This window comes from Bradyrhizobium sp. CCBAU 51745 (genome assembly GCF_028128715.1).
Classification (GTDB): Bacteria; Pseudomonadota; Alphaproteobacteria; order Rhizobiales; family Xanthobacteraceae; genus Bradyrhizobium; species Bradyrhizobium manausense.
Genome location: NZ_LBJP01000082.1, coordinates 13,555 through 37,482, shown reverse-complemented (window position 1 = coordinate 37,482; position 23,928 = coordinate 13,555). Strand labels below are relative to the sequence as shown.

The following is a 23,928-nucleotide window of genomic DNA, read 5'->3' as shown; positions in this document are numbered from 1 at the left end:
TCGAGGGTCAAACCCTCAAATCCCCACACATTTTCGTGTGTGGCCCGCGTCGGGACGATCCGTCGCACGCCTTTTGCATCTGGCCCCGCCCCTTGCGATCGTCATGGCCGGGCCTGACCCGGCCATCCACGATCTCGAGACGAGATCCCGGGTCTCGCTTCGCGAGCCCGGGATATCGCTGAAGCAACCTGTGTTACTTCAGCTCAACCTTGGCGCCAGCCTTCTCGATCTGGGCCTTGATCTTCTCGGCTTCTTCCTTGTTCACGCCTTCCTTCAGCGGCTTCGGAGCACCCTCGACGAGGTCCTTTGCTTCCTTGAGGCCGAGACCGGTGATGGCGCGGACTTCCTTGATGACCTCGATCTTCTTCTCGCCGGCGGAGGCGAGAACGACCGTGAACTCGGTCTTCTCTTCAGCCGGAGCGGCGGCAGCGCCACCACCAGCCGGACCGGCCACGGCGACAGCCGCGGCAGCCGAAACGCCCCACTTCTCTTCGAGGAGCTTCGCCAGTTCAGCGGCTTCGAGCACGGTGAGGCTCGAGAGGTCGTCAACGATCTTCTGCAAGTCAGCCATTGTTCAGTTTCCTTAGGTGTAAGTCTGGTTCGGGTTTGAGTTTTGCGAAGGGCGTCAGGCCGCTTCGCCCTTTGAGGCATGAGCCTGGATGACGCGCGCGAGCTTGCCCGCGGGCGCGTTGGCGAGCTGAGCAAGCTTGGTCGCCGGGGCCACAAGCAGGCCGACGATCTTGCCGCGCAGTTCGTCAAGCGACGGCAGCGAGGCAAGCGCCTTCACGCCATCGACATTCAGGACGGTCTTCCCCATCGAGCCGCCGACGATGACGAACTTTTCGTTCGCCTTGGCGAATTCGATGGCGACCTTCGGCGCCGCTACCGGATCGTTCGAAGTGGCGATCACGGTCGGTCCCTTCAGCATGGGGCCGATGGCAACGACGTCGGTGCCTTCAAGAGCAATTTTGGCGAGACGGTTCTTCGAGACCTTCACCGAGGCACCAGCCTGCTTCATCTGCTTGCGCAGGGTCTGCATCTGGGCAACGGTCAGGCCGGAATATTGAGCAACGATCGCGACGCTCGTGGTCTTGAAGACCCCGTTGAGCTGTTCGACCGCCTCTTTTTTTGCCGCTCGTTCCACAGCAAGCTCTTTCCGGTTGGCGGTCATCGCGAAAGCGGGACCGCCGGGTTGCACCCATCGTCCCGCCCAAACCTGAACCTCAGGGCCAAAACCCATCGGACACGCCGGGCAAGACGACAATTCAAAGCCTGCCCTCCGGGAGCCCAAGGGCCCACGGCGTGTCGAGGTCCGAACCAGACCCGTTCCGCAACCACCTTTAAGGTGGAAGGCGAAGTGAAATCCGGTCTTCACCCGTCTATGCAGGCCATGCGATTAAGCCGTTGAGAAATCGAAATTTCCCGCGGGCGCCTGCAGTCTTGGACAGGACAAGGCCAGCCGGCGAACCGCCTGACCCCTGCCCGCATCCCACCGGCCGATGGATTTTCCTTCCTTTTCGGGCAAATCCTTACGGACGTCCTGAAAAGGAATGATCTCCTACCGTGTCGGTTTTCGGAATGCGTGCACGAACGCGCCAGCCAAGGCCGGCACGTCCGGAAGCGGTTCTTTAACCGCTCTCTGCCGGATTGCCAAGAGCAAAATTCACACCAGTTTCAATCCGTTGCCGACTCGGCTTGATCCGGGCCAACAAGGGCCGATTCAGGCCGATTTGACCGCATAAGGCAGCGGCTTGCCCTCGAAAAACGCTGTGAGGTTGGCCAGCACGCAGTTCTGCATGGCGACCTGCGATTCGAGGGTGTGGCCACCGATATGCGGGGAGAACACCACGTTCGATAGCGCCGTCAGCGCGTCAGGGGTGTGCGGCTCCTTCTCGAAGACGTCGAGACCGGCACCGGCGATGGTTTTGTCGATCAAGGCCGCGAGCAGGGCCTTCTGGTCGATCACCGAGCCGCGGGAGATGTTGACGACGTAGCCGTCCGCGCCGAGGCGCCCCAGGATGTCGGCGTTGACGACGTGCTGGGTCGCCGCCCCTGCCCGAACTGCGATCATCAGGACGCTGCACCAGTCGGCCAGCGCCTCCAGGGTCGGGAAATATTGATAGGGCAGATCGTATTTGCTGCGGCTGAAATAGCCGACCTCACTCTCGAACGCGGCGCAGCGCGCCGCGATCTTGCGGCCGATCTCGCCCATGCCATAGACGCCGATGCGCCGGCCGGGCATGCCGGCTTGCGGGCGCATCATCGGCGAGGGCTTCGATGTGGCCCAGTCGCCGCTGCGGACATATTGGTCGGCGACCGTGAGCCGCCGCGTCGTCGCCAGCATCAGGGTCATCGCAATATCCGCGACTGAGGCCGCATTGGCGCCCGGGCTGTGTCCGACAGCGATGTTGCGCGCGGCCGCGGCCTCCAGGTCGACCCCGTCATAGCCCGTGCCGTAGCAGACGATCGCGCCGAGCTTCGGGAACAGTTCCATCGCATCCGTATCCAGCGGCGATCCGCCGGCCGTGAGCAAGGCGCGGACGGAGCCGAGTTCGTCCGCCGAAAACACCTCCTGCGCAGGCTGGCCGCGCGTGTCGAGCAGTTCGAACCGCTCGGCGAAGCGCGCGATCATCGACTTGGGAAAGCGTGAGTAGACCAGGACCTTGTCAGCCATTGTTGTTTCCGATGAGTGCCGCCCACAAACGACGAGGGGCGGAATCGGTTGCCCGATTCCGCCCCTCGCCTCATGCAATTTCCAGACTTAACCGAGAATGGTGCCCGGTTCGACCTTCACGCCCGGGCCCATCGTCGAGGACACCGCAACGCGCTGGATGTAGGTGCCCTTGGAGCCGGCCGGCTTTGCCTTGGCGACCGCATCAGCGAGCGCCTTGATGTTCTCGACCAGCTTCTCCTCTGAGAAGGAGGCCTTGCCGACGCCAGCCTGCAGGATGCCGGCCTTCTCGACGCGGAACTCGACCGAGCCGCCCTTGGCCCCCTTGACCGCACCGGTGACGTCCATGGTCACGGTGCCGATCTTCGGGTTCGGCATCAGGCCGCGCGGGCCAAGCACCTTACCGAGGCGGCCGACCAGTGGCATCATGTCGGGGGTGGCGATGCAGCGGTCGAAATCGATCGCGCCGTTCTGCACCTTCTCGACCAGGTCTTCGGCGCCGACGACGTCGGCCCCGGCGGCCCTGGCTTCGTCAGCCTTGGCGCCGCGGGCGAACACACCGACGCGGAGCGTACGGCCGGTGCCGTTCGGCAGGGTCACCACGCCGCGGACCATCTGGTCGGCGTGGCGCGGATCGACGCCGAGATTGATCGCGACCTCGATGGTCTCGTCGAACTTCGCCTTGGCGCGCTCCTTGACCATCTTGATGGCGTCCGTGAGCGGGTAAAGCTTTTCGCGGTCAATGCCTTCGCGGGCCTTGTTCAAACGCTTTCCGATTGCCATGACCGCTTACCCCGCAACTTCCAGACCCATCGAACGGGCGGAGCCCTCGACCATCTTCATGGCCGATTCGATGGTGTCGCAATTGAGATCCTTCATCTTCTTCTCGGCGATCTCGCGCACCTGCGCGCGTGTCACCTTGCCGGCCTTGTCACGACCCGGCGCCTTCGAGCCGGACTGGATCTTGGCGGCCTGCTTGAGGAAGTAGGACATCGGCGGCGTCTTCATCTCGAAGGTGAAGGAACGGTCCGCGTAAATGGTGATGATCACCGGGATCGGGGTGTTCTTCTCTTCCTTCTGGGTCTGGGCGTTGAACGCCTTGCAGAACTCCATGATGTTGAGACCGCGCTGACCAAGCGCGGGACCGATCGGGGGCGAGGGATTCGCCGCACCGGCCGGGACCTGAAGCTTCAGGTATCCGGTCACTTTCTTTGCCATGTATCACTCCTGTTGTGCCGGCTGACGCCGGCGGTTCAGGTTCGTGGTCTGGGTCGGATGCGGCTGGCGACCGCCCTCTCCCTCCCACGGCCTCTCTTTGCGCGAGACCTGAGTCTCACGCGTACCCGGTCAGACCTTCTCGACCTGACCGAATTCCAGTTCCACGGGCGTGGCGCGGCCGAAGATCGACACGGCGACCTTCACGCGCGAGCGCGCCTCGTCGATTTCCTCGACCACACCGGAGAACGAAGCGAACGGGCCGTCGGCCACGCGCACGTTCTCGCCGATCTCGAACGACACCGACGCCTTCGGCCGTTCTACGCCTTCCTGCACCTGGTGCAGGATGCGCATGGCCTCGGATTCCGAGATCGGCATCGGCTTGTTTTCCGCGCCGAGGAAGCCCGTCACCTTCGGCGTGTTCTTGATCAGATGGAACGCCTCGTCGGTCAGCTTCATCTTCACCAGCACGTAGCCCGGGAAGAACTTGCGTTCGGCGTCGATCTTGCGGCCGCGGCGCACTTCCGTGACCTTCTCGGTCGGAACCAGCACCAGCTCGAACAGCTCCTCGAGCCCGCGCTGCTTGGCCTGCTCACGGATCGATTCGGCGACCTTCTTCTCGAAGTTCGAATAAGCGTGGACGATATACCAGCGCTTGTCGGACGATTGGGTTGCGGCGGCTGTTGCCATCAGTGAATGCCCAAAAGGAAGGTGATGAGGTAGCGGATGATCTGGTCGGCGGCGAAGAAGAAGATCGAGGCCACGGCGACCATCACGAACACCATGATGGTGGTGATCGTGGTCTCACGACGGGTCGGCCAGGTGACCTTGGCGGTCTCCGAGCGCACTTCCTGCAAGAACTTGAACGGGCTGACTGCCATCGTTTGAGACGCCAATAAGGATTTCAGGGATCCGAACAGCCGCCTGTGGCCCAGCCCTCTGTCTCGAAGGATGAGCCGGAAAACCGGGCTCTGATGTTCGGGGATTTCAAAGCCGCGCCGGAGATCCGCGTTTAACGGGCCGGCTGCGAGTGCCGGGTATCTACTGCGAATGAGGCCAAAGGTCAAGATCGAGGGAGCCTTCCCGTCCCTTCCGGCCCTGCCTGGGCGACGAGGCAGAGCCCAAGCCGATCAAGGATTTATCTGTCCCTTGGGGCGCGCCGAAAACGGCTTTGACCCGTTCCCTGCAGATCGCCCATCAGCGCCCTCGGCTTGGGCCCTCGCCTTTGGGCGCTCGCCTTTGTGGGAACAATCATGCGGTCGCGGAAAGACGAGCGGCGCTGCAGGGGCGGCGCAATCGAAGCAAGGGCTTCGAGCCCAACCCTTGCCTCTCGCCGATAGACGCGCCGGCAGACCAAACCTTCATCGCTTCTGCAACACGGTCGAGAGCGCCGAACCGTCGTTCAAGATCGAAAAGACCTCCCGCGAAGACAGATGTTCTGCGGCCTCCTCGAAAGTATCGCTCGCATCGACCTTGGCACGGCCGACCGCCAGATTGGGGTCGACCATGTCGGGCCTGGCGGCGCGGGGGGGCGGCAGCTGCGCGAGATGGAAGGTCAGGAGCGCAGGGTCTTCGCGCAGCTCCACCAACGCGGGTTTGATCCCTGCATCCGCCGACGCGCTCAATTCGTTCGCCCGACGCAGGATCGGAGGCGGCTCTCGTTCTTCGGGGGTGACAAACAAATTGCCCGAGACGGGCTGGGAGGTGAGCGCGCCGATGGGAACGGCGAACAGCAGTCCGACGATAACCGGCGACATCCAGAGCAGAAGCGGCAGCGAAACGGCGTAGGCGCTTGCCGCCATCGCCACGCCGCACAGGGTTGGAACGCCGTATTTCCGATAGAGCTCGCGGCGCTCCACCGTGCCGTCGTCGCGCCTTTGCGTCTGCCAGCCCGCATCGCGACCGGCCAGAATCTCGACCACCGCGATCGACTGAAAGATCATCATCACCGGTGCCATCAGCGCGGATACGATGATCTCTGCGAAAAGTCCGGCCAAGGCTCGCAATGCGCCGCCGAATTGGCGTCGCGCCGAACCCCGCATGCAAAGCAGGATTAGGCTGAGCAGCTTCGGTAGCAGCAGCAGACCCATGGTGGCGACGAACACCCAAATGGCGAGTACGGGATCCTGGGCCGGCCAGGTCGGAAATAACGAGAACCCCTTCGGAAAATACTCCGGCCGCACGAAGCGGGCCTGCAGCGAGATCAACATGCCCAGCAGCAGGAAGAGCAGCCACAGCGGTGCCGTCAGATATGCCCCGATTCCCACCATGAAATGCAGGCGCGACACCCAATGCAGACCTCGCGCCGGCACGACAGCGAGATGCTGAAGATTGCCTTGGCACCAGCGTCGATCGCGCGCCGCAAAATCGAGGAGCGATGGTGGCACCTCTTCGTAGCTGCCGCCAAGCGCCGGCAGCATGTAGATGCCCCATCCGGCCCGCCGCATCAGTGCGGCCTCGACAAAATCGTGGCTCAGGATGTGGCCGCCGAATGGCTTGCGTCCGCGCAGCTGCGGCAGCGCGGCCGATTCCGCGAAGGCCTTCACCCGGATGATCGCGTTGTGGCCCCAGTAATTGCCTTCCGAGCCGTGCCACCACGCCACGCCGGCGGCGATCATGGGGCCGTACAGGCGGCCCGCAAATTGCTGGACGCGGCTGAACAGGCTTCGCGCGTTCACGACCATGGGAAGCGTCTGGACGAGCCCGGCGCTCGGGTTGCTCTCGATAGCATGGACCAATCGGACGATGGTCTGCCCGCTCATCAGACTGTCGGCATCGAGCACGATCATGAAGTCGTAGATGCCACCGAACCGCGTGATCCAGTCGGAGATGTTACCGGCTTTCCGCGCCGTGTTGTCAGCCCGGTGGCGATAATACAGCCGCGTTCCAACGGCCTGTCGCAACGCGAGCAGGGCTTTTTCTTCGGCCACCCAGATGTCCGGATCAGTGCTGTCGCTCAGAACGTACCAGTCAAACAGCTTTTCGTGCGCTGTCGTCTCCAAGGATTCGATCATCGCACGAAGCCGCGCCGTCAATCGGTGCGGGTCTTCATTGTAGGTGGGAAGCAGCATAGCGGTGCGGCTTGCGACGGCAGGCAGCTCCGTCGCCGGGCCGTCCCCGTCCGGACGATGGGCCAGCAGCACAAAGAAGCCGGCCAATGCAGACGCGAAAGAAAAGGCGACCCAAGCGAGCAGAACCAAGAAGAGCGCCAGCACCATGGCTTCGAGGATGGTAACGCCGCCGACCTGCAGCACGCGATACATCTCGTAGCCACCCGCTCCCGTAAGCGCCGCCGTGGAGACGAGGATGACGCCGCGTCGCCAGGCCAACGCGGGCACAGCCGCCGCAGGAAGACGGTCCGGTATCCGGCTCTTTCCGAGGTCACCAGCAGCCATCGGAAGCGGGGCCTCGCGCGGCAGCAGGCGCTGGGTCGCGATATCGCCAGCCATCGGCTGCGGAGCAGTCAGGGTGCCCATCGGTAGACCCAGATTTCCGACAAGGGCTTGTCGACTTGGGTGAGAAACGCGCGCAGCTCGATCGGCTCGCCTTTCACCTGGCACTGGAAGCTGAGCCGCCAGCCGCCGGTGTACGGGTTGGGCTGCGTCACGATGTTCTTCACCTCGGACTTCTCCGCCGTCACCACGCCCTTGACGGCCGCAGGATCGATGCCCTTGAGGTTGTCGCCGACCAGATCGAGCACGAAGAGGCGCGCGTCCTCACCCCTCGCGCCGATTCCGCTTCGGGTGAATCTGGCGAGCGAATGCGGTTTTGGGCTATCCGGTCCCCAATGCAGCCGATAGGTGTAGTTGTGTTCGCCTTTAGCCTGGAGCGGGGTTTTGGGCCGCCAGAACGCGGCGATGTTGTCGTGGACTTCCTCTTTGGTCGGGATCTCGAACAGCATGACGCCGCCCTCGCCCCAGTCACCGATCGGCTCCATCCACAGACTTGGGCGTTTCTCGAAGCCGGATTCGATGTCTTGGTAGGCGAAGAAATTTCGCTCGCGCTGCATCAAGCCAAACCCCCGCGGATTGAGATCCTGAAAGGTGCTGATCTGCAGATCGCGAGGGTTGCTGAGTGGGCGCCAGAGGCTTTCGCCCTTTCCGTTGAAGATCGCAAGCCCATCGGAATCGTGGACGGACGGACGGAAGTCGTCGATGTCGTTGCGGTCGTTCGGGCCGTAGAAAAACATGCTGGTCATGGGTGCGAGGCCGGCGCGCTGCATTTCGACTCGCGGGTAAACCGACATCTCGACATCGAACACCGTCGTGTCCCCGGGCCGCACGGTGAACCGGTAGCTCGCTGCGCAGCTTTTGCTATCGAGCAGAGCATGGATCACCAGCGAGGTCGCACCCGGTGCCGGCCGCTCGAGCCAGAAGGCCTTGAAGAGCGGAAATTCCTCGCCCTTGGCTTCACCCGTATCGATCGAAAGCCCCCGGGCGGAAAGCCCGTACGTCTGCCCCTTGGCCACGGCGCGGAAATAGCTCGCGCCCAGGAAGACGCAGACCTCGTCGTAATAGTCGGGGCGGTTTATGGGCGAGTGTATGCGGAAGCCGGCGAACCCGAGATCGATGTCTTCGAACGCCGGGACCTTCTCGCCGAACGAGAAGTCCGCCTTGCGGTACTTGAACTCGGTTGCCTTTCCGTCGGCGACCTCGAAGATCGTCACCTTGTTCTTGTAGAAGAAGCCGCGATGAAAGAACTGCGCCTCGAATGGAAGATTCTTGTCGCGCCAAAGCGCCCGTTCGGTCAAAAAGCGGATCGAACGGTACTGATCGTAATCCAAGTCCTTCAATTCGCTCGGAAGCTTTTCGTCGGGAGCCTCGTACGGCTTGCCCGCCAGCATGCGGGCCAAGTCTCTCACCGTTGACGGCCCAAACACACCATCCGGCGCCGCGGCGAAACCGCTGCGCGAAGCGAGCAGCAACGCCGGCAGCACTGCCGACCCTTGAACAAGCTGGCGTCGGTTCACATGCCCTCCTACTCGCTCCTGCTGCCGCGGCCATGCAACACCCACCGCGCCCGCGAGTTCCATGGCCGGATCGACCACGGAACGGACGAAATTGGACGAGCTCAAACTCCTCCGCCTTCTAGAACGGCTGATGGCCCGCGCTTAACCGATGGTCGCCAGCGCCCCCGCCGGTAGGTAGGAACTGCCCGAGTGCTCCCGCGTTCCCGCCACGTCTGAATTCAGCGAATGCGCCGGCTTGGCGCGGCGGCGATGCCTTCGGAGGATAAATGTCGAGATTGGCGCCCGGAGCCGCTCCCAGATCGCTGCTGCATCCCGGCTTCATCGGTGCCGGATCAACCCTGCTGATCGCAGGGTTGGCGACCGATATCATGTACTGGAATACGTCGAACTGGCAGTGGGCCAATTCGTCAACATGGTTGATCGCGGCAGGCTTGGTCCTGGCTCTGTTCGCCACCATCATCCTGATCATCGATTTTCTCACCAGCCGAGCTGGACGGATCAATTGGGTCCCCTTCCTGCTCGTGGCAGCGGCGGCGCTGCTGTCGCTCGTGAATGTCTTCGTTCACAGTCGCGACGCTTGGACCTCGGTAGTGCCGCAGGGGATTTCGCTTTCCGCGATCGTGACGATTCTGCTCCTGATGGCCGCCGCCACCGGTTGGAAGGTGACAACGGTTCGTACCACCGCGACCGGAGACAACCTGTGACCCATGCAATGCTTCGAGCCTTGCCAGCCCTCTGCGCCCTCCTCGCGCTGACCGCCTGCAGCGACCAAGGCGGTGATCCAATGCGGCAATACGGGTCAGATCCCTACCTGCCGGAGCCTCAGAACTACTTGTTGCCACCCATGAGCGTTCCCAAGGAGATTGGCTGGAAACCAGGGGAGACGCCAACGGTCGCGGGAGGATTGAAAGTTCAGGCAATGGCGACAGGGCTGATGCATCCTCGCATCGTCTATCCTCTGCCGAACGGCGACGTCCTCGTTGTCGAGGGCAACAGCCCCGGCACCACACCTTTCCGGCCCAAGGACTTCATCCAAGGCAAGGTTAAGGCGCGGGCCGGAACCGCCGGCAAGGGCGGTAACCGCATCACACTGCTTCGCGATGCCGACGGAGATGGAACGCCGGAGCAGCAAACAATACTCGTCGACCACCTCCACTCACCCTACGGCGTGGCTTATGTGGACGGCACACTCTACGTAGCCAACACGGACGCGATCATGGCGTTCAAATACACGCTCGGACAGACCAAGATCACGGAGCCAGGTTCGCAGCTTGCGGACCTTCCTGCCGGACCGATCGACCACCACTGGACGAAGGCGATGGCTGCGAGCTCCGATGGATCCAAGCTCTACGTTGGGGTCGGGTCGAACAGCAATATCACCGAAAACGGCCTCGACGCCGAAGAGGGTCGCGCCGCGATCTATCAAGTCGACCGCCAGACTGGTGCCAAGCGCATCTTTGCTTCGGGTACGCGCAATCCAACTAATCTGGCGGTCGATCCCGACACTGGCCGGTTGTTTGCGGTGGTGAACGAGCGGGACGAGATTGGCCCGGATCTTGTCCCGGACTATCTCACAATGGTGCAGGAGGGCGCCTTCTATGGCTGGCCTTACAGCTATTGGGGCCAGCACATTGACGTCCGAGTCCATCCGCAGAGACCTGACCTTGTGGCCAAGGCCGTCAAGCCCGACTACGGCCTAAGTTCTCACGTGGCCGCGCTCGGCCTTGCATTCAGCAAAGGCGAGACGCTATCTCCGAAGTTTGACAACGGCATCTTCGTCGGCGAGCACGGCAGTTGGGACCGCAGCCCGGTCAACGGTTACCAGGTCATTTTCGTGCCGCTGGTGAATGGGCGACCGGAGGGCAAACCCATCCCGGTCGTCAGCGGATTTCTCGGCAATGATACCGATACGGTGCATGGTCGACCCGTGGGCGTAGCGCTTGACCGCACCGGTGCGCTGCTGGTTGCCGACGATACCGGCAACGCGGTGTGGCGCGTCAGCGCGCAAAATTCGGCTCGTTAGTCCAGAGGATCGTCACGTCGGCCTATCCTGTCCTAAGACGATCGTCGGGTTCACGGCAGTCCAAGCCAAGTGAGTAATTGAGCGCTCCCTCCTCCATCTGTCGATGTCGCCTTTCGGTCCAGTACGACCTGTGGTAGCTTGCTTCTATCATCGGTCGAGGCTTTGTCCGTAGGCACCGGTGGCTGAGAGACCGAGCGAGCTCCCGCCTGCATAATTGGGAGCACAGCCATGCCGCACCAAAAGCTCATCAGACGCTTGCTTGCAATCGCTCGCCGGGGACCTTCGGGCCAACATAAGTCACTACCAGTCGCGCCAATCTAGGAACGGCGCGCTATCGCTGCTCATTGTGCTGGCGATCAGTCCGTATGCCACCGCATCTGGACCGCGATGACATCATCTCGCGCGATCGAGATCGAGGTGGCCACTTGGCCGGAGCCAGTTCGCTGCACATTGAATGCGTCAGGGTTCGCGAGCACTCTTGGCTCATCTCAGGAGGTCATCATGACCACGCCTGAAGGCCAGACCAATACACTGGATGGACTTGACGGTTGCGTGATTACGGCGGAGCTGGCCCGGCGCCCGTGCAAGGCCCCGGACTATGAGGCCGAGAACCGGGCCCTGACTGCTCTGGTTCAAGATATGACCGCCGAGCCGCGCGCCGTGCTTCAGAAATGCGCCGAGTTGGCCGTGTTGCTATGCCATGCCGACTCCGCTGGCATCAGCCTTCCCGAACGTGGCGACCGGGTTTTCCGCTGGCGCGCCATTAGCGGCGAGCTCGCGGCCGAGGCTGGCCGTACCGTGCCTGATGACGCTCGCCTGAGCGAGGCCGTGATCGCTCGCGACAGCGTAGTCCTGTTCCGCGAAGGGGAGCGGCTCTTTCCCGGGATGACGGGACATGGACCGCATGTCTACGAGGTCCTGCTGGCGCCCTGGCATGCGCGCGGGAAGCCGGTCGGCGCGCTCTGGGCGATGAAGCATACGCCGGAGGGGCAATTCGACGGGGAAGATGCCCGCCTGTTGCAAAGCCTTTCCCACACCGCGGCCGGCACCTTCCAGACTACCGAGGCGTTGGATAAAGCAGAAGCCCGCTGCATGGAACTGCAGCGGCGGATTGAGGACCGCACCCGCGACCTCTCGGAAGCCCAAGAAGGCGCGCGAAAAAGCGAAGCCAGACTCGCGCAAGAGCTCGAAGGTGCTCGTCAGCTCCAGCAGGTCAGCTTGGAGCTGCTCTCCAACCGCCCTGAGCTTCTCTACGAGCAAATTCTCGATGCGGCCATGGCGGTGATGCGCTCACAGGGTGCGAGCATGCAGATACTTGAGCCGGATACGGGGATTTTGAAGCTGCTGGCCTGGCGCGGCTTTCATCCGGACGCGGCGGCGTTCTGGGATCGCGTCGACTGCAACTCGGCGAGCACGTGCGGCGAAGCGCTGAAGACAGGACGGCGCATTCTCGTCAGCGACACCGAGACCTGCGCCTTCATGGCGGGGACCGAGGACCTGGAGGCCTACCGCCTCTCCAGCCTGCGCGCGGTCCAGTCGACGCCGCTGCAGTCTCGCAATGGCCGCGCGCTCGGCATGGTCTCGACCCATTGGCGGGAGCCGCACGAGCCCAGCAAGGACGATTTCAGCCGCTTCGATGTGCTGGGCCGGGAAGCGGCCGACCTGATCGAGCGGGCGCAAACCGAAGCGGCCTTGCGCGAGAGCGAAGCGCGGCTAAAGGCTGCGGTCGACTTGGTAGAATTGGGCCGCTATTCCTGGAACCCTCAAACCAATGAGCTGAAATGGGACGAAAAGTGCCGGGCAATGTGGGGCCTTCCAGCGGATGCGACCGTGGACTACGACACCTGGCTCACAGCGGTGCATCCGGAGGATGTGGGAGCTGTCGAGGCTGCTATTCAACGATGTATCGATCCACAGGGCGACGGGGTTTACGACGTCGAATATCGGGTGCTCGGCAATGACCGCGGGGAGCGTTGGATCGCGACGCGTGGCCAGACGCAGTTCGAGAATGACAAGCCCGTTTGGTTTTATGGTGTCGTGATCGATGTCACCGACCGAAAACGTATTGAGAAAAGACTCGAGCGCCGCGTCGAAGCACGAACTCGGGAGCTGGAAGAGGCCAATAACGCGCTGCGCTCTCAGATAGAGAAACGGGAGATCGCCGAAGCCGAGGTCCAGCAGTTGCAGCGGCTCGATGCGATCGGGCAAATCACATCAGGCGTGGCGCACGATTTCAACAACCTGCTGAGCGTGGTGCTCACCAATGCGCGTCTGCTTTCCCATACGGTGCAAGGGCCTTACGATCAGGAAGGCATCGAATTGATCCGGTCTGCTGCCGATCGGGGTGCGAAGCTCATTGCGCAACTCCTCGCCTTTTCGCGGCAACAGCGGCTTGAGCCCGACCAGGTCGATCTGAACAGCAGGATCGCCGGAATGGGCGATCTGCTCGGTGTCACCCTGGGCGGGAGGGTGCAACTCAAAATGATATTTGCTCCGGACCTCTGGCCCGCTTTGGTCGATCCAAACCAAATCGAGATGATCGTTCTCAATCTTGCCATCAACGCCAGGGACGCGATGCAGCCCGGCGGCACGCTCACCATCGAGACGTTCAACACCGTTATCGAAAGCGAGTCCTTCCGGCCGGAAGAGCCGTCGCCGGGAGACTACGTGGTTCTCGCCGTCAAGGATACCGGCACCGGTATCCCAGACGATTCCCTGCTGCATGTTTTCGAGCCGTTTTTCACGACGAAGGAACCGGGAAAGGGCTCGGGCCTCGGATTGGCGCAAGTCTTCGGTTTTGCTAAACAGTCCGGGGGTGGCGTGCGTATTGAGACCCGCCTCGGCCAGGGTACTGCGGTGAAGGTCTTCTTGCCGCGCGCTGCGATCGACGCTGCTGATCACCATGCGGACTCCGTCGATGCGAGCAAACGTCTGCAGACCACGACGCGACTGCGTGTTCTGGTCGTGGATGACGACAAGGCTGTTCTGAGGTCCACGGTCAGGATGCTCGATGTTCTCGGATATGCAGTGGTGTCGGCGGAGAGCAGCAGCGAAGCGCTCCGCGTGCTCGCAAGCAATCAGGAAATAGATCTCGTTCTCGCGGACTTCGCGATGCCGGAAATGAGCGGCGGCGAGGTTGCGAAAGCGATCCGCGCGATGCGGCCAATTTTGCCGGTCGTCCTCATGAGCGGCTATCGTGATCTGAATGTCCGGAAGGAATTCAACGACCTGCGAATAATTTTGAAGCCATTCACGGAAAACGACCTAGTTAACGCGATCAGCGCCGCACTAAAATAGGGCGAGCTTCGATATCGGTTGTTGTGCCCATCGCTTCCATCATGGCGTCGCGGCGAGATGTCCGAAGGCGGAGGTAAACAGGAAACGCCCGATCGCAACGGCGCTTTTGACCAAAAGCGAGCTATCTCCGGGGTGGCAATTGACAGGTCTCCTGAAGCCCAGTCCGCGCAGCGGCGTCCCGGCGGCGGGCTCGTTCCGCTGCGATCATGAGGATCGTCAACAGCTGGACCTGGCCAAAATCTTCCGATGCACACGTTGCCAATGCGAAGGCGATGTGCGGTGCCTCTTCGGCCGACGCTTCGACCTAACCTAGGTTTACGCGCGACGTCTCGCGGCTCGGTTTGGCGCGTCGACAGGAACGATGTCGGAAGGACAGGATTGTGTCGTGATTTCCCCAAGTGAGAGGCCGACGCGATGCGCCCAAACCTGTTCGGTGACTGCGCGGCAGTGCTCCTGTCGGTCGCATCCGCTGGGAAGGTGCTGGCAGGTCGTTCGCATCTCGAAGCGTGTGGCCCCTTCATTGCGTGGCGGACGGACCGCGACCCTCCACTACCCAGCGGTGCAGCGCGCATAAATGGGATGGCGAAACGGATGGCGCGCTACGGGGAACAACGGGCGGGCGACGTTGGTTTCCTGCCCAGGAGCATTCCATGAGATTGAGGAAATCGATCGAACGTCTCGGACCTTATCAGTCGCTGCTCCTGCTGGCAGTTCCGGTGGCGACCGTAGAACCACTGAAACTCGTCGCGGTGGCGGTGGCCGGCAAAGGCCACTGGATTACAGGTACGGCGATGATGGTTGCGTGCTACGCGCTTAGCCTTCTCGTGGTCGAGCGACTTTTCATCATCGTCAAACCGAAGCTGCTCACAATTCCATGGTTCGCGAAAGTCTGGGAAGCGTTCGTGTCGGTCCGTACGCGCGCTTGGGGCGCCTTCAGAGGGTAGATCGGGCTTCGCGAAGACTCCAAAGCATCGCCATTGGAGTGCGCCGGCTGCGGCCTCTGGAATGAGTCGTGAGATTCGGCGGCTCATTTTCGGCCGCCTGGCTCAAGATTTAGAACTGCGAGATAGTGGCCCATCGCAAGGCCGTCCGGCCTCACGACTGCTTTGCCTTTTCCTTGGCTGCTTTGACGGCATCCGTTCCCGCTTGCTTCATCCGATCCACCGCCTCGGCACCCATATCGCCCGCCTCCGCCACCAGCGTATCGGCCGCTTCGCGCAGCGCCTTCGACACGGCAGTCCCACGCCTGCTCAGATCATCCTTCACCTCGTCGCTGACCCCGCCGATGTACTCGTCTTCGATCTGAGACGTTCGAAACGCGCCCGCGAGTGCGGCGCCGATGGCCAAGCCGATGGCGCCGATGACCAGCGGCTGCCTCTCCATAATCTCGCCGAGCGAAGACTGAGCTTTCGCCAAGGTCTCTGCTGTGCCCACGTTGGCGAACCGTTCGCGAGCGTAAGCTACGCCTTCCTCGAAATGGTCCCGGACGCCCTCCGCCGCATCAGACATCGTGTCGGCTGCAGATCCGGCGGCCGAGCGTATCGTCCCGCCCGCATCGCTCCCCTCATGGTCAAACTCCGGGGCAGTCGGCGGTGCTGCCGTCCGCTGCAAGCCCGAGGCGGCAGCCCGAAGATTGCTCGCGCTGGTGTCGACGACATCTGACGCGACGTTGGCAGCTGATCGTGCAGCACCCTTAATCTTCTCGTCGCCAACCAGCAGCCAGAGTGCTCCAGCCCCGATCAGCGCGGCGGAGAGCGGGTTTTCTCGGGCCGCAGCGAGGAGACTGTCAAAAAAACCGGTTTGCGCACCACCGCTCATCGCACCATTCCCTTCACAGTGTCCTTGTCTTTTTCAAGCTGCCGTATCGTCTCCTGCGGCGTGAGGTTGCGCGGGTCCAGCCGCTTCACGCCAACAGCAAACAAGGCGCCCGATATGGCGGCCGCGACAATCGCCGCGCTTAGGTAGGCCAATGTCGGCGACCACCCGGCACTGATCAGCGCCGATGACAACGCGAACAATGCCATCACTACGGCAGGTATAACCAGGACTGCGCCTCCGGCAAATAGTCCAACGGCTCCACCGAGCCTCTGCACCTTTTCCGCAAGTTCGGCCTTCGCCAGATCAAGCTCATTCTGGAAAAGCTTCGCGACCTGAGCCATTGCGTCGCCGACGAGTCCCGAAATTTTGTGAAGATCGTTCTCGCCGGTTTCGATATCGTGCTTGATGCTCATGATGCGCCACCATTCCCCGAAGGTGACTTCTGCTGCTGTCCAGTCGTCGATTCCGTCGAGTTTTGGCCACTGAAGCCGCTCGCGTAGGCGGCTCTCTGCCCAGATGAGCCAGCTCCTGCGGCTGTCGTCGAGCCCGTTCGCTGTGAGGTCGAGGAGCCGCCCGAAGCCTTTAGAAAGCGTACTGCGGCGAACCCGGCCAAAACGGACAGGCCTAGAAATGCCGCGGGTTGCCGCTTCGCAAAATCGGTCGCACCGCCCACGAGTTCGCGGAAGCTGCCGTCGCGAACCTTCGCGGCCGCTTCTTCCACGTAGTCCGCAGCTGAATTGATCCCTCGTGCGGCGAATGGCACGTCAGTCTCGAAGGCGCCGGCGGCCTGGCGGAAGTTGCCCGCTAGGCGCTCGATGAAATCGGCGCCCGCTCGCTGTTGTCCCCGCGCATGCTCTTGGATTTGGTCGACGGTACCATTCGCGACGTCCTTAGCGGCATCGGTGGCTTCGCTGAACCCGTCACGGGCCATGTCCGCCGATGCCTGCAGGGCCTCCGTGGCGCGCTGCTTCATCTCGGCCCCGGCGTCCCCAACCTGATCCTTCAGGCTTGTGGAGGAGCTGTTCTTACCTTTGTTGAAGTTGGCCGGTTTGATCACATCTGAATCGCTCATGTTCTGTCTCTCAGGTGCTCGATTTTGAGGGTGGGCTGAATGCTGCGTCGACGGCCTCGCCCGCCGCCTCCTTGAGGTTGTCGGCAAAATTGCGTGTCATGCGGCTCGCGTGCCGCCCGAGATCGGCTTCACTCACAGATCTCGTGGCAGCATCGGCGGCAGACAACGTGGCCTCCTTGGCTGCCTCGAAACCGGATTGAGCCATTTCGCTTGCCGCCTCCTTAAGGCTGTCGCTGGTCGGGCCTGCCGTCCTGTCCTCGAATTTCGTTTCCGGGAGCGCGGCCGCAATCATGGCTCCGATGGCGATACCGAGTCCTCCAATCAGCGCGGCATTGTCGCCGACGATCTGGCGCGCCTGTTCCGGAGCGGCGGTCGCCGAATCCCTGATGGCGTCCATTCCCCCGGTGATCTTGGTAGCTACTGTTCCAGCCGCCTCCGTTGCTCGCGTCTTGAGGTCGTCGGCCGCCGTCTTGGCCGCGTCCATCGCATCGTTGACTGCGCCGGCGGCCCGTCCTTGGAATTCGGAAAATTTCGCCTTCGCCTGCACTCCCTCGGCAGTTTGGCCGATGAATCGGCCCGCACCATCCACCAGCGGCGACGCCGCTCCAGCAGCCCGCTCGCGGACGCTCTTGGAGGTAAGAGCGAGGCCCGCAGCAATCATGAGAAGCGGCAGGGGTACACCTCGCGCCAATCGCAGCAGAGGCACGGCCACTGCGGTGCCCGCGGCGATCGCATGCATCGGGTTGTCCATCGCCTGCTGTTTGAGCCCTTCGACCCAGCCTTGAGCTTTGTCGTTCACATACTCCGACACTTCCGATTTGACGTGCTGGGGCGAGACCATCTGACGCAGATCCCGCGTCGTTTCGGAGATCCCCTGCTTCAGACGGTCGACCGTGGCCGCCAACTCTGCCCGGCTACGCTCGGACTCGCGTCGTAGCTCCTCCACCGATCGAGTCATGTTCGTCCTCTTGGTCTTGTTTTCAATTGTTGTCTCGAGGACGAACTCACCTTCTGTTGGATCGTTCCTAGTAGCCGCTCCAACCACTCCGCGACCAAACAAGCAGGAAAGCACTGCGGAGGAACGCAACCGGGATAGCCAGGTCCGATCACTGTCACATCGCCACGTCTCCACGATCGACTATTCTAGACCCTCGGAAAGAACGCGGGATCTCGGCCTACCAATCCTCGAATTGCCTGCGGCTCGTCTGGAGAGATAAGGCTTGGTGTCCTTAGGAACGCTGGAACCGGCGGCGAATTGTTATGCGCTGGTTTGCTGGCTGCATCGGCGAGCGGCCCTTTCCCGCGGGGAAGGGACCACGATTTTGCGCAAGGTCCTCATGTCGTGGACGAAGAGCGCGAGCGGAGGATAACTTGCGGGTTCTTGTAGCAGAGGACGAAGACCTGATCCGTGACGTGGTGGTGGACATTCTGGAGGCGCACGGACATCAAGTGATGGAGGCCGATAGCGGCGAACGCGCGCTCCAGCTCTGCGCGCAGGCCGCACCCGAACTTCTATTCACCGATATAAGGTTGGCCGGCACTTTGTCGGGATGGGATGTAGCCATCAAATGTAGGGAGTCGAATCCACGCATCCCGGTCATCTACGCGACCGGCTACACTCACACCGCGCCGCGTCCGGTATCGGGCAGTGTCATGCTTCAAAAGCCATTCAGACTTGAACGCCTTCTTGAGGCGATGAAGTCGCTCACCGGCAAGTAGCGGTGCCCGAAGTGACGGGTGACCAGCGAGCTATGAACATCCTTGCCGAGCTACATGAAGCTGAGGAAGAGCTGATAGGGCGCGCCGTCATCTTGACGGACGGTAAGGCAGGTTCGATTGAACGCCTATTTCTCGACGACATTCATGGGCTGCGCATATCCATAGTTGGACATGATGGTCAGTGGCCCATTTCAACGATCAAGAAAATTGAGGGTTGATCGCCGGCCATGAATCCAGCAGGACATCGGAGTGGACCGCGCGCACGCCCCCGACGCTTTCTTCCCATGCGATGTCAGCCGGGACCATATGGCCGGAGGATATTCTGCCGCCCAGACTGGTGTCAGCGTGTCCGGCGCTCATGGCCTCACGCTCTTCACTTTTACCGCGATCCAATTGAGAACCGTCAATGCGCGGCCCCTTAGCCTTTGCGATGAACCAAACGCGGTGTCCACCATCGCTGCCCTTTCCCGGGCGTCCTCCCTTGACTTGGACCGCCAGCACACAGCTGAGCGGTCCTTTCTTTCTCCACGCGAGTGAGAGACAGGCGTCGCCGGCGCGGATCCACGCACAGCACAGCGGCCACAATGCCCGGCCGGACGAAGAGGCCGAGCAGTTCTGTCGATCGCTCCCACCGATGGTACCGATCAGCACGATCGTCCCCCTCTACGAAGGGTGGCCGGGGTCCAAATGGTAGAGCGGCGTCTTCTTCGCGCGCTGCGGCGTCATCTTGGCGGGGTCTGGCGCTCCGGGAACGCCGCGCGGCCCCAACATCTCGCGTTGAATGTCATCTTCTGACTTCTCGGGTTCAACGCCGTTCATGGGACGGTCTTTCGGCACGCTCTTCTCCTTGCCTCTGCAGAGGTACTCGCGCCCCTGCTCATCATACTGCTCAAGGGCGGTTCTGCCATCTAGAAGTAATACGTAAGACTCTACGATCCGAATTCTCTCGGAGCGCTCAAAGCTTGATAGCTGTCAAGGCACGTCCTGGCGGCAGGTCGCTAGTATGGCGGGGACCTGGAACCGACGGCTATTCTTGGAGCTAGACATGACCAGCACGACGTTCAACAGCAATGCTGACTTCAACATCGACTCCGCCTCCCCGATGCTTGCCAAGAATTGGTGGCTGTTCCTGCTGCGGGGCATCTTCGGAATTATCTTCGGGTTGCTCGCTTTTCTCTTTCCGGGGCCCACCATGCTTTCGCTGGCGTTGTTGTTCTCGGCTTACATGTTGGTCGACGGCATAGCAGGAATCATTTCCGCCGTTCGGGCGATGCGACGGAAGGATGAATGGGGACTGCTGATATTTGAAGGCCTTCTTAATATCGCCGTCGGCGTTGCAGCCTTTGTCTGGCCTGGCCTGACGGTGCTTGCCTTTGTTTTTCTGGTCGCCGCCTGGGCGGTCATCTCAGGCGCGCTGATGCTGGCTGCTGGCTTTCGCCTCAAGCTTGACCATGGCCGCTGGTGGATGGTTCTGGGCGGGCTGTTGTCTCTCGTTTACGGCGCGCTGCTGGCTGCTATGCCGCTGATCGGGGCAGTGGTACTTACGTGGTGGATGGGAGCCTACGCGATGGCCTTCGGTATTGCGCTGGTCGTTCTGTCCTTCAAGTTGCGCGCCCGCCAGAACGAGCAGACTGGCTCCTCCGCCGTGGCGGCGTGAGGGATGAGCGGACCTGCGACGCTTTCCATCAGATCGATCGCCTTGTCGGGCAGGAAACGGTTGGTGATATAGCGGTGCGACAACGTCGCAGCCGCAACCAGCGCGGAATCAGTGATGCGCACCCCGTGGTGCTGCTCGTACTTGTCCTTCAAGCCGCGCAGGATCGAGATGGTGTCCTCGACCGAGGGCTCGTTGACGAAGATCGGTTGGAATCGCCGCGCCAGCGCGGCGTCCTTCTCGACGTGCTTCTGGTACTCATCGAGCGTGGTCGCACCGATGCAGTGCAGTTCGCCGCGGGCAAGCGCGGGCTTGAGCAGGTTGGACGCATCCATTGCGCCGTCGGCCTTGCCTGCGCCGATCAGCGTGTGCATCTCGTCGATGAACAGGATGAAGGTGCCCTCGCTCGCAGTCACTTCCTGGAGCACGGCCTTCAACCGCTCCTCGAACTCGCCGCGGTATTTCGCGCCAGCGATCAGCGCTCCGAGGTCGAGCGCGAGCAGCTTCTTGTCGTGCAGGCTCTCGGGCACGTCACCATTGACGATGCGCAGTGCGAGGCCTTCGGCGATGGCGGTCTTGCCGACGCCGGGCTCGCCGATCAGGACGGGGTTGTTCTTGGTCCGACGCGAGAGCACTTGAATGGTGCGGCGGATCTCCTCGTCGCGACCGATGACCGGATCGAGCTTGCCGTCGCGCGCAGCCTGGGTCAGGTCGCGGGCATATTTCTTCAGCGCGTCATAGGCGTTCTCGGCCGTCGCGGAGTCAGCCGTGCGGCCCTTGCGCAGCGATTCGATCGCAGCATTTAGGTTCTGCGCGGTAATGCCGCCCTTGGCCAGTAGCTGGCCTGCCTCGCTGTTCTTGTCCATGGCGAGGCCGAGCAGGAGACGCTCAACCGTGACAAAGCTGTCGCCGGCCTTTTCGGCTGCCTTTTCCGCGGCGTCGAATGCTCGGGCGAGCTCGGGTGCAAGATAAACCTGGCTGGCACCGCCGCCGGAGACCTTTGGCACCTTGTTCAGGGCGTCCTCGGTCGCCTTCAGGATTGCACGGGAATTGCCGCCGGCGCGGTCGATCAGACCGCCAGCAAGGCCCTCGCTGTCATCAAGCAGGACCTTCAGCAGATGCAGCGTGGAAAACTGCTGATGACCTTCGCGCATCGCCAACGACTGCGCGGACTGGATGAAACCGCGCGAGCGCTCGGTATATTGTTCAATATTCATCGTCCTCTTCTCTCGGCGATGCCGCTCCGCCCCCGAGTGCGATCAGCAAAAGATGGGTACCGGTTTTGCGTTCGATCGCGATCAAGGTATTGAAGATCCACGATCTGGTCGCCAAACCGCACGCCGTTTGGTGATCTATGCGCAAGGCGCGCACGCTGCATGCTCTTTGGGTTTCCACAAGCTCGCACTGACATTCGTCAACTCGCCAACGGGTTTTCGTCGTCGCTGAAGCCTGTCGCGACAGTGGGCGCTCATCTTCGCGTTTGAGCGCTGCCGTGTTTGCCGGCGCCAGCTAACCGCTCCGACCGCGCGTCTCACCCGCCGTCTCACGCTCTCCCACCAAAGACTCGGCGCGGCTATCGGACTATCCAGCTCGACCCGGCAATAGTGGCGATCCTGTTGGCTGAAAAGGAGCGGCAGCTTCGGCTGCTCACCGAGCTTCACGACCCTGACGTAGACCTATCCATGATCGGCCTGCCGGAAGCAGCTCTCATGTTTGCAGCCATCTCCGTGTCGGCTACCCCCATGGCATCCCCGGAACTTCTCTCGGGACTATCATCCACGCCCCAGCCCTGCTCGACGCAGGTGTGCCGATCCACAGCCTGGCCCAGCGGATGGGTGACGACCCAGCGGTTTTGCAGCGCACCTGCACGAAGCGCAGGCGCAGCCGGCAAGCCGATCAGCCCCTGACGAGTACCATCACTGACTTGGCAGCAAGCTTCCTGCTTGACGAGCCATCAGAGAAAATTGGGTACAAGGACGGTAGAAACCCTCGTTCTACCGCACTCACATTTAGGCTAAGTTATTGATTTTGCTGGCAGGAGTGGCAGGGCTCGAACCTGCGACCCCCGGTTTTGGAGACCGGTGCTCTACCAATTGAGCTACACTCCTACGAACCTGCGTCGCCGCGGCTCAGGGGCGCTTTCAAGCACAGGGGACGACCGGATTGCAAGGGAGAAGCGCATCGGGGCCGCTTGTTCACAGTGCCGCTTCTGGGCCAGTGTTGCGCCCTAACGACAAGAACACAGCCGGGAGCCCCCATGAACGCCCACGCCGCCACGACAGTCGCCTCTGCAGCCCGCACACCGGCCCTGCCGGACGCCCGCCCCGAAACCCTCGGCCTGTCGCGGCCCCGCCTGCAGGCGATGTCGGATGCGTTCAAGCGCGAGATCGACAAGGGAACCATCCCCGGTGCGACCGTGCTGGTCGCCCGAGGCGGCCAAGTCGGCTGGTTCGAGGCGCTCGGCAAGCAGAGCCCGGCAGCCGCGGCGCCGATGGCGCTTGATTCGATCTTCCGGATCTTCTCGATGACCAAGCCGATCGTTTCGGTCGGCGTCATGGCGCTGGTCGAGGACGGCCACCTTCTGCTCGGCGATCCCGTCGCCAAGTTCATTCCGGAATTCGCTAATCAGAAAGTCGGCGTCGTCAGCGGCGGCAAATTGGAACTGGTTGCACCAAAGCGGCCGATGACAGTGCAGGACCTGCTCCGCCACACCTCGGGTCTTACTTACGAGCACCAGGGCGACGGCCCCGTGCACAAGCTCTATCAGGAATCCCGCGTCCGCAGCCGCAAGATCACCAATGCGGAGCACGCCGCACTGGTGGCGAGCTTTCCGCTGGTCTGCCATCCCGGCGACGAATTCAACTACAGCCGCTCTACCGATATCCTCGGCCGCATCATCGAGGTCGTCAGCGGTAAATCGCTCGGCGCATTCCTGTCTGAGCGTATCCTTGCGCCCTTGCAGATGACCGAGACCGGCTTCTCGACCTCCGAGGCCAATGCCGGCAGGCTCGCCCAGCCGTTCGAAGCCGACCCATGGACCGGCGACAAGGTCGCGCTGTTCAACATGCTCGAGCAGCCGGTGATGGAGTCCGGCGGCGGCGGTCTGGTCTCGACCACGATGGACTACGCCCGCTTCGCACTGATGCTGCGCAATGGCGGCACCCTCGACGGCGCCAGGATCATCGGTCGCAAGACGCTGGAGCTGATGGCCTCGGACCACCTCGGACCTCACGTTCAGACCAACGGCACGCTGCTCGCGCCCGGCCACGGTTTTGGCCTCGGCTTCGCCGTGCGTCGCGAAGCTGGTATCGCGCCCTTCCCCGGCAGCGTCGGCCAGTACTCCTGGAGCGGCATCGCCGGAACGTTCTTCTGGATCGATCCGAAGGAGGACCTGGTCACGGTGTTCATGAGCCAGGGCCCGGGACAGCGTGATTTGACAAGGACGCTGGTGCGGAACCTGGTTTACGCGGCGGTGGAGTAAGGTTGCTTC

At 62.2% G+C, this 23,928-nt stretch carries 22 protein-coding genes, 1 tRNA gene and 1 pseudogene; 8 read left to right on the top strand and 16 right to left on the bottom strand.

Annotated features, from left to right (window positions below; all coding sequences use genetic code 11):
* Positions 1–193 precede the first annotated feature (193 nt).
* The 9 genes from rplL to XH98_RS22920 all read right to left on the bottom strand — a co-directional run bounded on the left by rplL (position 194) and on the right by XH98_RS22920 (position 8,855).
* Complete coding sequence (gene rplL / locus XH98_RS22960; RefSeq protein WP_018647233.1) at positions 194–571, bottom strand: 50S ribosomal protein L7/L12; 378 nt, start codon at positions 569–571, stop codon at positions 194–196.
* A gap of 54 nt (positions 572–625) precedes the next feature.
* Complete coding sequence (rplJ, locus tag XH98_RS22955; protein WP_057745888.1) at positions 626–1,144, bottom strand: 50S ribosomal protein L10; 519 nt, start codon at positions 1,142–1,144, stop codon at positions 626–628.
* Positions 1,145–1,720: 576 nt separating this feature from the next.
* A complete protein-coding gene (locus XH98_RS22950; RefSeq protein ID WP_271620039.1) occupies positions 1,721–2,674 on the bottom strand; it encodes a 2-hydroxyacid dehydrogenase in 954 nt (317 codons plus the stop codon).
* Positions 2,675–2,761: 87 nt separating this feature from the next.
* The gene (gene rplA, locus XH98_RS22945; RefSeq protein WP_271620038.1) at positions 2,762–3,454 is read right to left on the bottom strand and encodes a 50S ribosomal protein L1; all 693 of its coding nucleotides are present in this window, start codon (positions 3,452–3,454) and stop codon (positions 2,762–2,764) included.
* A gap of 6 nt (positions 3,455–3,460) precedes the next feature.
* Positions 3,461–3,889 (bottom strand): 50S ribosomal protein L11, encoded by a 429-nt coding sequence (gene rplK / locus XH98_RS22940; RefSeq protein WP_057745528.1) that lies wholly within the window; start codon positions 3,887–3,889, stop codon positions 3,461–3,463.
* Positions 3,890–4,018: 129 nt separating this feature from the next.
* Positions 4,019–4,576 carry a transcription termination/antitermination protein NusG gene (gene nusG / locus XH98_RS22935; protein WP_015685389.1) on the bottom strand — a complete coding sequence of 186 codons (558 nt, stop codon included), beginning with the start codon at positions 4,574–4,576 and terminating at the stop codon, positions 4,019–4,021.
* Positions 4,576–4,767, bottom strand: coding sequence for a preprotein translocase subunit SecE (secE, locus tag XH98_RS22930; protein ID WP_007611620.1), 192 nt, complete (start codon positions 4,765–4,767; stop codon positions 4,576–4,578). The genes nusG and secE overlap by 1 nt, the downstream gene beginning before the upstream one ends.
* A gap of 480 nt (positions 4,768–5,247) precedes the next feature.
* Positions 5,248–7,362 carry a glucans biosynthesis glucosyltransferase MdoH gene (gene mdoH / locus XH98_RS22925; RefSeq protein WP_271620037.1) on the bottom strand — a complete coding sequence of 705 codons (2,115 nt, stop codon included), beginning with the start codon at positions 7,360–7,362 and terminating at the stop codon, positions 5,248–5,250.
* Positions 7,350–8,855 (bottom strand): glucan biosynthesis protein G, encoded by a 1,506-nt coding sequence (locus XH98_RS22920; protein WP_271620087.1) that lies wholly within the window; start codon positions 8,853–8,855, stop codon positions 7,350–7,352. The genes mdoH and XH98_RS22920 overlap by 13 nt, the downstream gene beginning before the upstream one ends.
* Positions 8,856–9,130: 275 nt before the next feature.
* On the opposite strand from XH98_RS22920, the gene XH98_RS22915 reads away from it, so the two are divergent.
* From XH98_RS22915 to XH98_RS22900, 4 genes are all read left to right on the top strand, one after another.
* The gene (locus XH98_RS22915; RefSeq protein WP_271620036.1) at positions 9,131–9,559 is read left to right on the top strand and encodes a DUF2231 domain-containing protein; all 429 of its coding nucleotides are present in this window, start codon (positions 9,131–9,133) and stop codon (positions 9,557–9,559) included.
* On the top strand, positions 9,556–10,878 hold the full coding sequence (locus XH98_RS22910; protein WP_271620035.1) for a PQQ-dependent sugar dehydrogenase: 1,323 nt from the start codon (positions 9,556–9,558) through the stop codon (positions 10,876–10,878). The genes XH98_RS22915 and XH98_RS22910 overlap by 4 nt, the downstream gene beginning before the upstream one ends.
* A 501-nt stretch (positions 10,879–11,379) precedes the next feature.
* Positions 11,380–14,175, top strand: a complete 2,796-nt coding sequence (locus XH98_RS22905) for a response regulator (protein ID WP_271620034.1) — start codon at positions 11,380–11,382, stop codon at positions 14,173–14,175.
* A gap of 650 nt (positions 14,176–14,825) precedes the next feature.
* Positions 14,826–15,119 (top strand): hypothetical protein, encoded by a 294-nt coding sequence (locus XH98_RS22900; protein ID WP_271597347.1) that lies wholly within the window; start codon positions 14,826–14,828, stop codon positions 15,117–15,119.
* Between the two features lie 151 nt (positions 15,120–15,270).
* Here XH98_RS22900 and XH98_RS22895 read toward each other — a convergent pair whose 3' ends face one another.
* From XH98_RS22895 to XH98_RS22880, 4 genes are read right to left on the bottom strand one after another with little or no spacing between them, the layout of a single operon-like run.
* Positions 15,271–15,993: a hypothetical protein gene (locus XH98_RS22895; protein WP_271620033.1), complete on the bottom strand. Its 723-nt coding sequence runs from the start codon at positions 15,991–15,993 to the stop codon at positions 15,271–15,273.
* Entirely contained in the window at positions 15,990–16,406 is a 417-nt protein-coding gene (locus XH98_RS22890) for a phage holin family protein (RefSeq protein ID WP_057745562.1), read from the bottom strand. Before XH98_RS22890 ends, XH98_RS22895 begins: the two co-directional genes overlap by 4 nt.
* Positions 16,403–17,065 carry a hypothetical protein gene (locus tag XH98_RS22885; protein ID WP_271620032.1) on the bottom strand — a complete coding sequence of 221 codons (663 nt, stop codon included), beginning with the start codon at positions 17,063–17,065 and terminating at the stop codon, positions 16,403–16,405. Before XH98_RS22885 ends, XH98_RS22890 begins: the two co-directional genes overlap by 4 nt.
* Positions 17,066–17,075: 10 nt before the next feature.
* Entirely contained in the window at positions 17,076–18,023 is a 948-nt protein-coding gene (locus XH98_RS22880; protein ID WP_271597344.1) for a DUF3618 domain-containing protein, read from the bottom strand.
* A gap of 413 nt (positions 18,024–18,436) precedes the next feature.
* On the opposite strand from XH98_RS22880, the gene XH98_RS22875 reads away from it, so the two are divergent.
* Positions 18,437–18,784, top strand: coding sequence for a response regulator (locus tag XH98_RS22875; protein WP_271597343.1), 348 nt, complete (start codon positions 18,437–18,439; stop codon positions 18,782–18,784).
* Between the two features lie 32 nt (positions 18,785–18,816).
* On the top strand, positions 18,817–19,002 hold the full coding sequence (locus tag XH98_RS22870; RefSeq protein ID WP_083514119.1) for a photosystem reaction center subunit H: 186 nt from the start codon (positions 18,817–18,819) through the stop codon (positions 19,000–19,002).
* A gap of 445 nt (positions 19,003–19,447) precedes the next feature.
* On the opposite strand, the gene XH98_RS22865 is transcribed toward XH98_RS22870, so the two are convergent.
* Positions 19,448–19,621 (bottom strand): hypothetical protein, encoded by a 174-nt coding sequence (locus XH98_RS22865; RefSeq protein ID WP_271620094.1) that lies wholly within the window; start codon positions 19,619–19,621, stop codon positions 19,448–19,450.
* A gap of 208 nt (positions 19,622–19,829) precedes the next feature.
* Between XH98_RS22865 and XH98_RS22860 the strand changes: the two genes are divergently transcribed.
* On the top strand, positions 19,830–20,441 hold the full coding sequence (locus XH98_RS22860; RefSeq protein ID WP_271620031.1) for an HdeD family acid-resistance protein: 612 nt from the start codon (positions 19,830–19,832) through the stop codon (positions 20,439–20,441).
* Between the two features lie 5 nt (positions 20,442–20,446).
* On the opposite strand, the pseudogene XH98_RS22855 reads toward XH98_RS22860, so the two are convergent.
* A pseudogene (locus XH98_RS22855) lies at positions 20,447–21,655 on the bottom strand (Clp protease N-terminal domain-containing protein); the annotation flags it as partial.
* 815 nt (positions 21,656–22,470) lie between these two features.
* Positions 22,471–22,546, bottom strand: a tRNA-Trp gene (locus tag XH98_RS22850).
* A 149-nt stretch (positions 22,547–22,695) separates the two neighbouring features.
* Between XH98_RS22850 and XH98_RS22845 the strand changes: the two genes are divergently transcribed.
* Positions 22,696–23,919 (top strand): serine hydrolase domain-containing protein, encoded by a 1,224-nt coding sequence (locus XH98_RS22845; protein WP_271620030.1) that lies wholly within the window; start codon positions 22,696–22,698, stop codon positions 23,917–23,919.
* Positions 23,920–23,928 lie beyond the last annotated feature (9 nt).